11 protein-coding genes are annotated in these 14,067 nt (G+C 64.5%); 7 read left to right on the forward strand and 4 right to left on the reverse strand.

What is annotated here, in order from left to right; translation table 11 throughout:
* Positions 1-84 precede the first annotated feature (84 nt).
* The 4 genes from glnG to glnA all read right to left on the reverse strand — a co-directional run bounded on the left by glnG (position 85) and on the right by glnA (position 5,076).
* Positions 85-1,491 (reverse strand): nitrogen regulation protein NR(I), encoded by a 1,407-nt coding sequence (gene glnG, locus ACUN9Y_RS14385; RefSeq protein ID WP_445461411.1) that lies wholly within the window; start codon positions 1,489-1,491, stop codon positions 85-87.
* Positions 1,484-2,530, reverse strand: coding sequence for a nitrogen regulation protein NR(II) (gene glnL, locus ACUN9Y_RS14390; protein ID WP_445461412.1), 1,047 nt, complete (start codon positions 2,528-2,530; stop codon positions 1,484-1,486). The genes glnG and glnL overlap by 8 nt, the downstream gene beginning before the upstream one ends.
* A gap of 264 nt (positions 2,531-2,794) precedes the next feature.
* Complete coding sequence (locus tag ACUN9Y_RS14395) at positions 2,795-3,460, reverse strand: DUF4124 domain-containing protein (RefSeq protein ID WP_445461413.1); 666 nt, start codon at positions 3,458-3,460, stop codon at positions 2,795-2,797.
* Between the two features lie 209 nt (positions 3,461-3,669).
* On the reverse strand, positions 3,670-5,076 hold the full coding sequence (glnA, locus tag ACUN9Y_RS14400) for a glutamate--ammonia ligase (protein ID WP_445461414.1): 1,407 nt from the start codon (positions 5,074-5,076) through the stop codon (positions 3,670-3,672).
* 520 nt (positions 5,077-5,596) lie between these two features.
* Here glnA and ACUN9Y_RS14405 point away from each other — a divergent pair.
* The 7 genes from ACUN9Y_RS14405 to ACUN9Y_RS14435 all read left to right on the forward strand — a co-directional run bounded on the left by ACUN9Y_RS14405 (position 5,597) and on the right by ACUN9Y_RS14435 (position 14,062).
* The gene (locus ACUN9Y_RS14405) at positions 5,597-6,112 is read left to right on the forward strand and encodes a hypothetical protein (RefSeq protein WP_445461415.1); all 516 of its coding nucleotides are present in this window, start codon (positions 5,597-5,599) and stop codon (positions 6,110-6,112) included.
* Positions 6,113-6,283: 171 nt separating this feature from the next.
* Positions 6,284-8,110 (forward strand): translational GTPase TypA, encoded by a 1,827-nt coding sequence (gene typA, locus ACUN9Y_RS14410; protein ID WP_445461416.1) that lies wholly within the window; start codon positions 6,284-6,286, stop codon positions 8,108-8,110.
* Between the two features lie 645 nt (positions 8,111-8,755).
* Positions 8,756-10,225: a glutamate carboxypeptidase gene (locus ACUN9Y_RS14415; RefSeq protein ID WP_445461417.1), complete on the forward strand. Its 1,470-nt coding sequence runs from the start codon at positions 8,756-8,758 to the stop codon at positions 10,223-10,225.
* A 107-nt stretch (positions 10,226-10,332) separates the two neighbouring features.
* Positions 10,333-10,632 (forward strand): hypothetical protein, encoded by a 300-nt coding sequence (locus ACUN9Y_RS14420; RefSeq protein ID WP_445461418.1) that lies wholly within the window; start codon positions 10,333-10,335, stop codon positions 10,630-10,632.
* Positions 10,633-10,828: 196 nt separating this feature from the next.
* On the forward strand, positions 10,829-12,274 hold the full coding sequence (locus ACUN9Y_RS14425) for a sodium-dependent transporter (protein ID WP_445461419.1): 1,446 nt from the start codon (positions 10,829-10,831) through the stop codon (positions 12,272-12,274).
* Positions 12,275-12,481: 207 nt separating this feature from the next.
* Positions 12,482-13,252 carry an ABC transporter ATP-binding protein gene (locus ACUN9Y_RS14430; RefSeq protein ID WP_445461420.1) on the forward strand — a complete coding sequence of 257 codons (771 nt, stop codon included), beginning with the start codon at positions 12,482-12,484 and terminating at the stop codon, positions 13,250-13,252.
* 105 nt (positions 13,253-13,357) lie between these two features.
* Complete coding sequence (locus ACUN9Y_RS14435; RefSeq protein WP_445461421.1) at positions 13,358-14,062, forward strand: ABC transporter ATP-binding protein; 705 nt, start codon at positions 13,358-13,360, stop codon at positions 14,060-14,062.
* The last annotated feature ends 5 nt before the right edge of the window (positions 14,063-14,067 follow it).

The raw sequence follows: 14,067 nt of genomic DNA on the forward strand, positions 1-14,067 counted from the left end.
TTGTGGAAAGCGGCACCGCCTCTTCCACGCCCTGCCCCGCCCCGCTCGCGTTTTTGCCTCGGTTCCCCGGTTCAGGCACCGACCTCAGTCATCGGCAAGGGACGGCAGCAGTACCTTGAGCTTGCGGGTCAGCGTATTGCGCCCCCATCCCAAAAGCTCCGCGGCTTCGCCCTTGCGGCCCCCGGTGTGCTTGAGCGACGTTTCGATCAGGATTCGCTCAAAATCCGGCACCGCCTCTTCCAGCAGGTGGGTATGGCCCGCTGCCAGTGCACGGTCGGCCCACTCGCGAAAGGCTTCTCGCCAGTCCCCCGAAGCGCCGCCAGCGTCGCTCTCACGCAGTTCCGGCGGCAGGTCTTCGACCAGCACTTCGCGCCCGGACGCCATGACCGTGAGCCAGCGGCAGGTGTTCTCCAGCTGGCGAACGTTGCCAGGCCAGTCGAGACGCGTGAGATGGGCCTCGGCGTCCGCGGTCAGCACCTTGACGTCGGTGGCGAGTTCCTTGGCGGCTTCGGCCAGGAAGTGGCGGGCCAGGCGCGGAATGTCCTCGCGCCGCTGGGCGAGCCTTGGCAGGTGCACGCGAATGACGTTGAGGCGATGGAACAGGTCCTCCCGAAAGCGTCCGTCGGCGACCAGAGTTTCCAGGTTCTGGTGGGTCGCGGCGATGATGCGCACGTCCACCTTGACCGAGGTATGGCCACCGACGCGGTAAAACTCGCCGTCGGCCAGCACCCTGAGCAACCGCGTCTGGGTCTCGGCGGGCATGTCGCCAATCTCGTCGAGAAACAGGGTCCCGCCGTTGGCCTGCTCGAAGCGCCCCTGGCGCTGGGCGGTGGCACCGGTGAAGGCGCCCTTCTCATGGCCAAACAGCTCGGATTCGATCAAGTCCTTGGGAATGGCGGCCATGTTGAGAGCGATGAACGGGTGCGCCGAGCGCGGACTGTGCTGATGCAGCGCTTGGGCGACCCGCTCCTTGCCGGTTCCCGACTCCCCGTTGATCAGCACGGTGATGTGGGAATGGGCCAAGCGGCCGATGGCTCGGAAGACTTCTTGCATCGCCGGCGCCTCGCCGATGATCTCGGCATCCAGGCCTTCCGGGACGCTGACGGGACGCTGGCGCTCCCGAGCATGGGCCACCGCCCGGCGAACCAGGGCCAGGGCTTCGTCCACGTCGAACGGCTTGGGCAGATACTCGAAGGCCCCGCCCTGGTAGGACGCCACGGCGCTATCGAGATCCGAGTGGGCTGTCATCACGATCACGGGAAGCTCCGGGTGTGCCTCACGCACCTTGGCCATCAGGTCGAGGCCGTCCATGCCCGGCATACGGATATCGGTCACCAGCACATCGGGTGGCGACGCCAGCAGGCGATCCAGAACGCGATCGGCACGCTCGACGGCCTCGACCACCAGGTCGGGCTGAGCCAGGGCGCGCTCCAGCACCCAGCGAATGGCGCGATCGTCATCGACGATCATGACCCGTGCGGCATCAGTCATCACGCTTCTCCAGAGGAATCAGCAATCGGAATTCGGTGCATCCGGGCTGCGAATCGCATTCGATCAGCCCGTGGTGTTGGTGGAGGATGGACTGGGCGATGGACAGGCCCAGGCCGCTGCCCTCGGCGCGCCCAGACACCATGGGGTAGAACAGGGTGTCGCGCAGCTCCTCGGGGATGCCCGGGCCGTTGTCGGTCAGGCTGAGGTCACACACCAGCCGGTGACGACAGGCGCCGAGCGTGAACTGGCGCCGAGCCCGGGTCCTGAGCGTCAAGGTGGGCGCCGGTGTATCGGACTCGACCATCGCCTCCACGGCATTGCGTGCCACATTGAGCACCGCCTGGATCAGCTGCGACTCGTCTCCGTGGACATCCGGCAGGCTGGGATCGTAGTCACGCTCGATGGTGACGCCGGGCTGCTCGACCAGCAGCAGCGAACGCACGCGCTCGAGCACCCTGTGCACATTGAGCGGCTCGTTACGGCTGATCCGGTTGGGTCCCAACATCGAGTCGACCAGATCACGCAGGCGATCGACCTCCTCGATGATGATCCGGGTGAATTCCTTGAGCCCGGGGTCGCCGAGATCGCGCTCCAGCAACTGGGCCGCGCCGCGGATCCCCCCCAGCGGGTTCTTGACCTCATGGGCGAGGCCCCGGGCCAACACCTTGATGGTCTCCTGGCGGGTCTGCAGGGCTTCTTCACGAGAGATGCGCAGCAGCCGGTCACGCGGCTCCATTTCCAGCAACAGCTCATCCGCGGACAACGGCGTCACGGTGTAGTCCACGGTCAGCGCCTCACCGCCGCCGACCACCAGCCTGGCCTCTCGCTGGGTATAAGGATGCAGGGCATCACGGGCCTTGGACAGCACCTCCGCGATGTCCTCTTCGCCAGCCACCAGCGGCGGCAGCGGCTGGTCCTGAACGCGACTGAGACTGATCGCCAGCAGCGACTCGGCGGCCGGATTCATCCAGCTGATGCGCAACTCGCCGTCCAGCAACAGTACGGCGGTGGTGAGATGTTCGATGATGCCTGGCGTCATGGCGTGGACCCAAAGAAAGAAAAACCAACCCCGTAGGCGATGACCGGCACCCAGAGGACGCAGCCGGCAGCTAGATACCGTGGCCCGCGTGGCGGCCTGAATCAGACACACTCGCCGCAGTATGCTGCAAGAAGCGGGCCAGGCGACCAGACCGCCGCACGGCCACGCCGGCGGTGTCATTGCACCATCATAGTGCACCGCAATGGTGCAGCCCTAGGCCAATTGCCTCAACATGCGCCGCGGACGAGAGACGAACGCCCGATGTCAGGGCACGCCGGGCAGACTAGGGATCGTTGGGGGGGCGGGGCGCAAGGGGTTGGCGGGCAGCAGGCGGCTGGCACGCTGGACATGCAGGCGAATCTCGTCGCTTTGCTGAAGCAGGCGGCCATCGGCGTCGGTCAGCACCAGCTTCAAGCGATGCTCGCCGCGGGAAAGCCCACTGAGCTGACGCGGCTCGACGCCGCCTGGCGTATCAGACATCGGTCGATCATCGATCAGCAAGCGCAAACGATGACGAGGCGCCAGCGGGGGCTCCACGGCGACACGCACGCTGACCTCGCCGGCCGCGCCGGTGGGCAGCACGCTGCCATCCGCCGGCGCGGTGATCGCCACGATGTCGTAGGGCACGCCCACCGATGGCGGCCGCGTCATCGACGGGGAAGACGTCACCTGCTCGGCGGGGATGCCCAGCCCCGCGTCGGCGGCACCGCGAAGCGGCACTATCGTCACCGGCGCCAGGTTCACCGCTTGGCCTCCCTTGTCGGGATCATCGGTGTACAACACGCTGCCATCGGCAGCGCGGGTTCGATAGACCGTCTGCGCGCTGACGTCGACAGGCAGGACGATCGTCGCGACGAGGAACCAGACGCAAAGCATCTGGCGCCGACGTGCGGGAGCGGAACAGGACGAACACACAGACAGGCAGGTCATCGGGATATCCGAGAAGACGATCTCGTCAGCATGCCGCGGTGGCCTCGGCCGGCCAAGATGGCAGGTTGCCGCGCCTCGAGCCGGCCAAGGCGCGGCTCGCGCACGGTCCCGATGACATCCAGACACGAACAGGCCCCGCATCGGCGGGGCCTGTCATCGGATCGGTGGCAGCACCGATCCGTCTGGGGCGACGCCCCTGTTTGCCGTGATCAGCAGCTGTAGTACATATCGAACTCGATCGGGTGAGTCGTCATGCGAATCCGCTCGACGTCCTCGGACTTGAGCTCGATGTAGGCATCGATCATGTCGTCGGTGAAGACGCCCCCTTCGGTCAGGAAGGTGCGATCTTCGTCGAGGGCTGCCAGGGCCTGGTCGAGGCTCTCGGCCACGGTCGGGATGGCCTTGCCTTCTTCCGGCGGCAGGTCATACAGATTCTTGTCCATGGCGTCGCCAGGGTGAATCTTGTTCTTGATGCCGTCGATGCCCGCCATCAGCAGCGCCGCGAAGCTCAGGTAAGGGTTGGCGGTCGGGTCCGGGAAGCGGACTTCGACGCGCTTGCCCTTGGGGCTTGCGGTGTACGGAATACGGATGGACGCGGAACGGTTACGGGCGCTGTAGGCCAGCATGACCGGTGCTTCGAAGCCCGGCACCAGACGCTTGTACGAGTTGGTCGAGGCATTGGTGAAGGCATTCAGGGCACGCGCATGCTTGATGATGCCGCCGATGTAGAACAACGCCATCTCGGACAGACCGGCATATTCATCACCGGCGAACTGGTTGGTGCCATCTTTCCAGAAAGACTGGTGAACGTGCATGCCACTGCCGTTGTCGCCGACCAGCGGTTTGGGCATGAAGGTCGCGGTCTTGCCGTAGGCGTGGGCCACGTTGTGGATCACGTACTTCATTTCCTGCACTTCGTCGGCCTTCTTGACCAGGGTGTTGAACTTGACCCCGATTTCGTTCTGGCCGGCGTTGGACACTTCGTGGTGGTGCACTTCGACGCTCTGGCCGATGGCCTCGAGGGTGTTGCACATGGCGCCACGAATGTCATGGAAGCTGTCGACCGGGGGCACCGGGAAGTAGCCACCCTTGACCCGCGGACGGTGGCCCAGGTTGCCGCCTTCCACGGCGCGATCGGTAGACCAGGCGCCCTCTTCGGAGCTGATCTTGTACATCGAGCCTTCGATATCTGACTTCCAATGCACCTCATCGAAGATGAAGAACTCGGGCTCCGGACCGAAGAAGGCGGTATCACCCAGGCCGGTGGACTGCAGATAGGCCTCGGCACGCTTGGCGATGGAGCGCGGATCACGCTCGTAACCCTGCATGGTGGCCGGTTCGATGATGTCGCAGCGCAGAATCAGGGTCGTGTCTTCGGTGAACGGGTCAAGGAAGGCGGTGCCGTCTTCCGGACGCAGGATCATGTCGGACTCGTTGATGCCTTTCCAGCCGGAAATGGAGGAGCCATCAAACATCTGACCGTTTTCAAAAAACTCTTCGTCCACATCACGCGCAGGAATGGTGACGTGTTGCTCCTTGCCGGCGGTGTCGGTGAAGCGCAGGTCGATCCACTTCACATCATGTTCTTCAATCAGGGCGAGTGTCTTGTCTGACATGTGGTCCTCCACGTTGAGCTTGTTGCGTGACTCGAGTCTTCGACGGCTCGGCGACCCACGGCCACCGACGCCAATAGAGGGATGACCCTCGGCACAAAAGGGTTACCGCGATCTGTTGTAGCACGCCGCCCGGCGACTGCCCATGGCAGCGTGCGCGGCAAGATGACTCTAGTCACGTCAAATGCAGCTTGCGTGCCATGCCTGCACCAAGCTGGCAAAAAACAAATTCAGGCTGTTGATTTATAGACCAATATATTTTTCAAAGGATGCGCCATGATGAACCATACTGCTAGCAGCGGCACATTTTGACGGGCACGAGGCACTTGTTTTGCTCTTTCATGGTGCGAGATCACTTATTGTGCACAAAAACAGTGCAATCTGCTGCGTTTCAGGATGACTCCCCCAAATAGGGCGCCGACCGCATGCCGAACTGGAACCAAATGCAACGTAAAGATACACTTTATTACGTTGCCTCCGACCACCGCCCAGTGGCCGGCGCCACCCGCCATGGAGTGTCGTCGTGTACATCAGCTTGATCATTGATGCCAGATCCGCCGGCAAGGGACTGCCTCGACTGCTCGTGCAGGCCCGACGGTTGACGTCGTCGTACGCCGGCCACTGCGAAATATTGGTCGCCGACGATGACGCCGTCGCGCTTCTGGATATCGATATTCCCTCTCACCTGGCCCGCGTCGTCGGCTGCCTGCCGGCCCCCCTTGGCCGGCGCCTGAACATGGCCGCTTCCCACAGCCATGGGCGCATGCTCGGCTTCTGCCAGGGCAGCCTCGACAACGCCTGGATCGAGCGCATGCTGATGGCGGCCAAGCAGGGCACCAGCTCGGTGGTAAGGCCGCCACGCACCTGCATGCTCAGCTGGGCACGCTGGCAGCGGCGAGACACTCGTGGACTGGGCGTCGAGCGCACCTGGTTCGACCGCCTCGGTGGCTTCGATCCCGCGCTGGATCAACGCGCCATCGAGGATCTGGCCGTGCGGCTCAAGGCCTGTCGCGCCGAAATCATTACCCAACGGGCCTGAAAAGGTCGAAACTGGCGCCAACGTCCCCATGTACGCCGTGCGCACCTGCTCGCAGGTGCTTGAAACTTGGCGATCTTGCCGAACAAGGTCGAGATAACTGCGGACAACGCTGGTAGCCGTCGCGGCCCTGGCCCTATAATGCTGCCCCACTTTTTCCAGCAGGATCCCGTCGTGATCGAGAATCTTCGCAACATTGCCATCATCGCTCACGTCGACCACGGCAAGACCACCCTGGTCGACAAGCTACTCAGCCAGTCCGGCACTCTGGACCGCAAGGCCGAGGGCCAGGAACGCATCATGGACTCCAACGACCAGGAGAAGGAACGCGGCATCACCATCCTGGCCAAGAACACGGCGATCCGCTGGACTTCTCCCGACGACCAGAACTACCACATCAATATCGTGGACACCCCTGGACACGCCGACTTCGGCGGTGAAGTCGAGCGCGTCATGTCCATGGTCGACTCGGTCCTGCTGTTGGTGGACGCCGTCGATGGCCCCATGCCGCAGACCCGCTTCGTGACCCAGAAGGCCTTCGACCAAGGCCTGCGCCCGATCGTCGTGGTCAACAAGATCGACCGCCCCGGCGCGCGTCCGGACTGGGTCATCGACCAGATCTTCGACCTGTTCGACAACCTCGGCGCCAGCGACGAGCAGCTCGACTTCCCGATCATCTACTGCTCTGCCCTCAACGGCATCGCCGGGCCTGAGCCCGACCAGCTGGCCGAGGACATGACGCCGATGTTCCAGTCCATCGTCGACATCGTCGAGCCGCCCAAGGTCGAACTCGATGGCCCGCTGCAGATGCAGATCTCCGCACTGGACTACTCCAGCTACGTCGGCGTCATCGGCCTTGGCCGCATTACCCGCGGCTCCGTATCGCCGAACCAGCAGGTCACGGTCATCAGCAAGGAAGGCCAGACCCGCCGCGGCAAGATCGGCCAGGTCATGACCCACATGGGCCTCGAGCGCGTCCAGACCGACAAGGCCACCGCCGGCGACATCGTCTGCATCACTGGCGTCGACAGCCTGGCCATCTCCGACACCATCTGTGACCCGGCCGCCGTCGAGGCGCTGCCGGCCCTGACCGTCGACGAGCCCACGGTGTCCATGACCTTCCAGGTCAACGACTCGCCCTTCGCCGGCAAGGACGGCAAGTTCGTCACCAGCCGCAACATCAAGGACCGTCTCGACCAGGAGCTGATCCACAACGTGGCGCTGCGCGTCGAGCAAGGCGAATCACCGGAGAAGTTCATCGTCTCCGGCCGCGGCGAGCTACACCTGTCGGTGCTGATCGAAAGCATGCGTCGCGAAGGGTTCGAGGTGGCCGTGGGCCGCCCCGAGGTCATCATCCGCGAGATCGACGGCGTCAAGCAGGAGCCTTACGAAGAGGTCATCATCGACTGTGAGGAGCAGCATCAGGGCTCCATCATGGAAGAGCTCGGCTACCGCAAGGGCGAGCTGAAGAACATGAACCCCGACGGCAAGGGCCGGGTGCGCCTGGACTTCATCATCCCCGCCCGCGGCCTGATCGGTTTCCGCGGCCAGTTCCTGACCCTGACCTCCGGCACCGGCATCCTGACCAGCCGTTTCGATCACTACGGCGACCTGAAGCCCGACGCCTCCATCGAGCGTCGCAATGGCGTGCTGGTCTCCATGGTGCCCGGCAAGGCCCTGGCCTACGCCCTGTACGCCCTCCAGGAGCGCGGCAAGCTGATCATCGACCACGGCACCGAGGTCTATGAAGGCATGCTGGTCGGCATCAATAACCGTGCCAACGACATGGTGGTCAACCCGACCAAGGGCAAGAAGCTCGACAACATGCGCGCCTCGGGCAACGACGAGAACATCGTCCTGACCCCGCCGGTCCGCTTTACCCTCGAGCAGGCCATCGAGTTCCTCGACGATGACGAGCTGGTCGAGATCACGCCGGCCCATATCCGCCTGCGCAAGAAGTTCCTGACCGAGAACGAGCGCAAGCGCGCCGGCAAGAAGTAAAGGCCCGAGCACGCGCCGCCCCGCGGACCGTCCGGTCCCCGGGGTCTGCCGCACCCGTCCGGTCCACCACGCCACTGCCCGCCTCGGCGGGCAGTGGCGTATCGGCTACCCGGCCACCGGGACCGGTGCCGACGGTCGGCATGGGCAAGGTGTGTCCTGACGCACGGTTCGTCCTGGCGCGCTGTCCTTCTGCTCCAGCCTTCTGCTCCAGCCTTCTGCTCCAGCCTTCTGCTCCAGCCTTCTGCTCCAGCCGTCTGATCCGGCCTTCTGCTCTAGCCTTCTGCTCCAGCCTTCTGCTCCAGCCTTCTGCTCCAGCCGTCTGATCCAGCCGTCTGATCCGGCCTTCTGCTCTAGCCTTCTGCTCTAGCCTTCTGCTCTAGTCTTCTGCTCCAGCCTTCTGCTCTAGCCTTCTGATCCGGCCTTCTGCTCTAGTCTTCTGCTCCAGCCTTCTGATCCGGCCTTCTGCCTTTTGCCTTCTGCTCCAGCCTGTCGGGGCCGGGCCTGAGCTACGCTACCCAAGGGGAGCCCCTTACGCTGCGTCACTAGACCCCGGGGCGACTCCAGGCACTTCCACAGCGACTCAGGGTCGGCTCGAGATGACATCACGCCAAGCTCCGGGCCACCTTACCCCAGCAAGGAGGCATCATGGTCATGCAAGACACTACTGGCGGCACTACTGGCGGCACTACTCGCGGCACTACTCGCGGCACTACGGGCGACAGCACGGGAGTTAACACAGGACTCAGGACGCAGGCCGCGCCCCGCTCCAGCGCTTGCCCCAAGCCACTCGGCACGTCGCGTTCGCGCAACACCCGGCCACCCCGCCTCGCTTGGCTGTTCAACACCCTGCGCCACACCGCGTCACGCTATGCAGCGCCTACGCTGATGCTGGCCATGCTGGGCGTCTCAGGGGCGACCCATGCCGCCCCCGATGAGGCCATCATGGCCTTGGCCGAGGCCGAGAGGGCGCCCTTCCTGGAGACCCTGGAAACGCTCGTCAACATGGACTCCGGCACCGGTGACGTCGATGACCTGGCCAAGGTCGAAGCGCTGCTGGCGAGCCGCCTGGAGGCCCTCGGCTTCAGCCTGGAGCGCCACCCGGCCGAGGCCTTCGGCGGCACCACGCTGGTTGGCCGCCACGCAGGGAACGGCGAAGGCAACCTGATGCTGATGATTCACTATGACACCGTCTTTGGCCGCGGCACCGTCGCCGAACGCCCCTATCGCGAAGATGGCGAGCGCGCCTACGGCCCCGGCGTCGGTGATGCCAAGGGCGGCGTGGCGGTGATCCTGCATGCCCTCGATATGCTCAAGGCGCTCGACAGCGCCCCCTATGCCAGCCTGACCGTGGTGTTCAACCCCGATGAGGAGAAGGGCTCGTTTGGCTCCCGTGAGCTCATCGCCGAGCTCGCCAGGGACCAGGACAGCGTGCTGTCCTTCGAACCGACGCTGGGTAACGCCGGCGAGTCGTCGGTGACCACGGTCACCAAGGGCATCAACTACGCCTTCCTCGACGTGACGGGACGTGCCGCCCACGCTGGCAGCGCCCCCGATGAAGGCCGCAACGCGGTGCTCGAACTGGCGCACCAGCTCCTTCAGCTGGATGAGCTCGGAGACCCTGACAAGGCCACCACGCTCAACTGGACCATCGTCGCGGGCGGTACCAAGCGCAATATCATTCCCGCCGAGGCCCACGCCGAGGGCGATATGCGCTACTTCGACCACACCGAGTACGACCGCGTCATGCAAGACGCCAACGCGATCATCGCCGAGCGTCTGATCGATGACACCGAGGTGAATTTCCGCCTCGAGCGCGGACGCCCACCGCTGCCCGACAACGCCCGAACCAACGACCTCGCGAGCCTCGCCCAAGGCATCTACCAAGACGAACTGGGCCTGGCCCTGACCACCGCCGAAATAGGCGGCGGCACCGACGCCGGCTACGCCTACGACCCCGAGACCGGCACTCCAGCGGTGCTGGAATCCCTGGGGCTTGCCGGGGGCCGCTACCACAGCGACGAGGAATTCGTGGAGCTTTCGAGCGTCGTTCCGCGTCTGTATCTCGCGACACGCTTGATCATGGAACTGTCGCGCGGCGATACTAGCCGTCCTTGAACCAACCCCCCCGCTGGGGCGAGCCGCCCGGGCTGGCTCCAGCGTCACGGGAACCTTGCGACCGATATGCGCCTCCAATGAAGAGTGTGCGATAAGGAGCTATGCGAATGCACAAGCATGTGGAATGGGACAATCCGGGCGCTGACAGCGTCGAGAACTACTTCGCCGACAAGCCTGACGAATACCCGACCGCTCACATCGGCAGCATCATCTCCGGCCGCTACCACGGCTACTCGGTGCGCGTGAAGGTGGAAGCCCGCATCGATGACGTCAGTATCGGTAACGTGGTTGCCCTGATCTCGGTGCGTACTGGTGAGCGCACCCAGGGCATCGGCGACCTGTCCATCGGTGACACCGTGCGTCTCCCCGATGACCACCGTGCCCTGGCACCCCACGCGCGAGACTGAGGCAACCGGCCTCGCCATGGCGGCGGATACCAACCGTCGCCGCCAACGGCTGCTAAACGCAAGGCCTCTAGTCAGGCGACGCGATTGTGTCGCACAGTTGGCGTAACAGGGCGTCCTACCGGGCCCCCAAGCGCCGAGGGGCGCCGTGCGACATCGCCGCGGCGCCCCTCGGTCGAGACGCCAGCGGACCCGCCCCATGAACACCGACAACATCTGGACACACAAGGGTACCTTCCTGCTCGCCGCCGTCGGCTCCGCGGTAGGGCTCGGCAACCTGTGGCGGTTCCCTTACCTGGTCGGCGAAAATGGCGGCGGTGCCTTTCTGATCGTCTATGCCATCAGCGTCTTCGCGGTGGGCATCCCGATTCTCATCGCCGAGATCATGCTCGGCCGCAACAGCCGGCGCAGCCCGATCATGGGCATGCGCTTTCTGACGCGTTGTCATAACGCCTCCCGTGCCTGGGAGGCGATCGGCTGGCTAGGCGCTATCTCGGCGCTGCTCATCTTGAGCTTTTACTCGGTGATCAGCGGCTGGGCGCTGCACTACCTGGGCCAAATGCTGACCGGCGCCCTCAAGGCAGCCGGTCCGGTGCGGCTCGAGCAGGAGTACGCGGCACTGCTGGCGGCGCCGATTACCATGACGGTCTACCACAGCCTGTTTCTCGGCGGCTGCGGCCTGCTCGTCGGCCTCGGCATCCATCGCGGCCTGGAAAACGGCCTGCGCCTGCTGATGCCCTCACTGCTCGTGATTCTGCTGGTGGTGCTGTTCTACGCCGCGTCCGTAGGCGATATGAGCGCGGCTGCCGACTTCCTGTTCCGCTTCCAGCTGAGCGATCTGAGTCTGGCGGGCTGGCTGGCGGCCTTGGGTCAGTCATTCTTCACGCTGAGCCTCGGCATGGGGGCCATCATGGCCTACGGCGCCTACATGTCCGGCGAGACATCGCTGACCACCACCGCCTTCACCATCGCCCTGGTCGATACCAGCGTCGCACTGCTGGCAGGGCTCGCGATCTTCGCCCTGGTGTTCGGTGCCGGCCTCGCCCCCGACGAAGGGCCGGGGCTGATGTTCGTCTCGCTGCCGCTGGCCTTCGCCGCCATGCCGGCGGGATCACTGGTCGGCGCCATCTTCTTCGTGCTGGTCCTGGGCGCGGCGGCAAGCTCCGCCATTTCGCTGATCGAGCCGGTGGCCGCCTACCTGGTGGAGCGCTTCCCGCTGAGCCGTGCGGCCGCGGTCGCACTGGTGGTCGCCTTGGCCTGGACCTTGGGACTGATCACGGTAGTGAGCTTCAACCTGTGGTCGAGCCAAAGTCCGTTCCACGACCTCTTCGGCCGTAGCGGCTTCGAGGTGATCGAGCTTATCACCTACGTCACGCTGCCCCTCGGAGGCCTGCTGGTGGCCCTGTTCGCCGGCTGGGCCCTGACCCGCACCGAATCGATGAAGGAAATGCATTCCCGCGAACCCTGGCTCAAGCTGTGGCGCTTTCTGGTGCGATTCGTCGCGCCGACCGGTGTGGCCTTCGTGTTTCTGCGTGCGCTGCCGTATATCGAAGGCTACACGCTGCCGGCGGTCGGCGCTGCCGTCATCGTTGGCGCCGTCGCCGCCAGTCGCCTCCTGGGCAGGCAGCGCGACGCCCCACGATGAATGCTCGCCTGGCGGGAACTCGACGGCGATGCCCCGCCTCGCCTCGCCATGACCGCGAGCCTGAAGGGCACCAGGCAATAGCGCGTTCCCCTGGGCCACGGCGACAACCCGCCACGATCGACAACCACCGACCACAACGACAGACAACAACGACAGACAACAACGACAGACAACAACGACAGACAACAACAACTCACAGGACAACCCATGGCAGCCATCATCGATGTGCGTCACGTCAACAAGGCCTTCGGCGGCCTGCGCGTGATCAATGACTGCTCGATCCAGGTCGAGGAAGGTTCGGTCACCGGACTGATCGGCCCTAACGGCGCGGGCAAGTCGACCCTGTTCAATATCATCGCCGGCGCCCTGCCACTGGATGCCGGCCAGGTGCTGCTCGACGGCGAAGACATCACCAACCGTCCCGCCAACGAGCTGTTTCACAAGGGCCTGTTGCGCACTTTCCAGATCGCCCACGAGTTCTCCAACATGACCGCACTGGAGAACCTGATGATGGTGCCGCCGAACCAGGCCGGCGAATCCCTGGCCAAGGCCTGGCTATCGCCGGCGCTGGTGCGCAAGGGTGAGGCCGAGGTCAAGCAGCGCGCCCAGGAGGTCATCGAGTTCATCGGCCTGAATCACGTGCGCAATGAGCTGGCCGGCAACCTGTCCGGTGGCCAGAAGAAGCTGCTGGAGCTCGGCCGCACGATGATGACCGACGCCCGAGTGGTGCTGCTCGACGAAATCGCCGCCGGTGTCAACCGTACCCTGCTCGGCGACCTGATGGGCAACATCGAGCGGCTCAATCGCGAACTCGGCTACACCTTCCTGGTCATCGAGCACGACATGGACATGATCGCGCGGCTGTGCGACCCGGTCATCGTGCTGGCACAGGGTTCGGTGATGGTCGAGGGATCGATCGAAGAGATCCAGAACAACCCCGAGGTCATCGAGGCGTACTTCGGTGCCGGTGCGGCCTAATACCGTTCGACCATGACTCGCCCGCCCCGATCGGCGGAGCCCAATAACAACATCCCCGTCCAGGGGCAGGCGCCACAAGCGGCTGAACGCAGAGAACCACACCCTATGCCACTACTCGACGCACGCAGTGTGTACGGAGGCTACGGCGGCATGAACATCCTCAACGGGGTGGACATGGCCATCGAAGCCGATGAGATCGGCGTCATCGTCGGTCCCAATGGCGCCGGCAAGTCCACCATGCTGAAGGCCGTCTTCGGCCTGTTGAACGTCACCCAGGGCGATATTCTGCTGCGTGGTGAGCCGATCCAGAACCTGCCCACCAACCGCCTGGTGGAGCTCGGCATGGGCTTCGTGCCCCAGGAACACAATATCTTCCCGAGCATGACGGTGAAGGAAAATCTCGAGATGGGCGCCTATCTCAAGCCCGACAACATCAAGCGCATGCTGGCCAAGGTCTACGAGTTCTTCCCGCCGCTGCACGACAAGCGCCACCAGAGTGCCGGCGAGCTTTCCGGCGGCCAGCGCCAGATGGTGGCCATGGGCCGAGCGCTGATGGCAGAACCCAAGCTTCTGCTGCTCGATGAGCCCACCGCGGGTCTCTCGCCCAAGTACGTGCAGGAAATCTTCGACCGCGTGAAGGAGGTCAACGCGGCGGGGGTCGGCATCCTGATGGTGGAGCAGAACGCCAAGCAGGCGCTCGCCATCGCCGACAAGGGCTTCGTGCTGGCCGCCGGCCAGAACCGCTTCACCGACACCGGGCAGGCGCTGCTGGCCGATCCTGACGTCGCCAAGAGCTTCCTCGGCGGCTAGCCGTC

The sequence above is a fragment of the Halomonas sp. V046 genome (genome assembly GCF_052645355.1).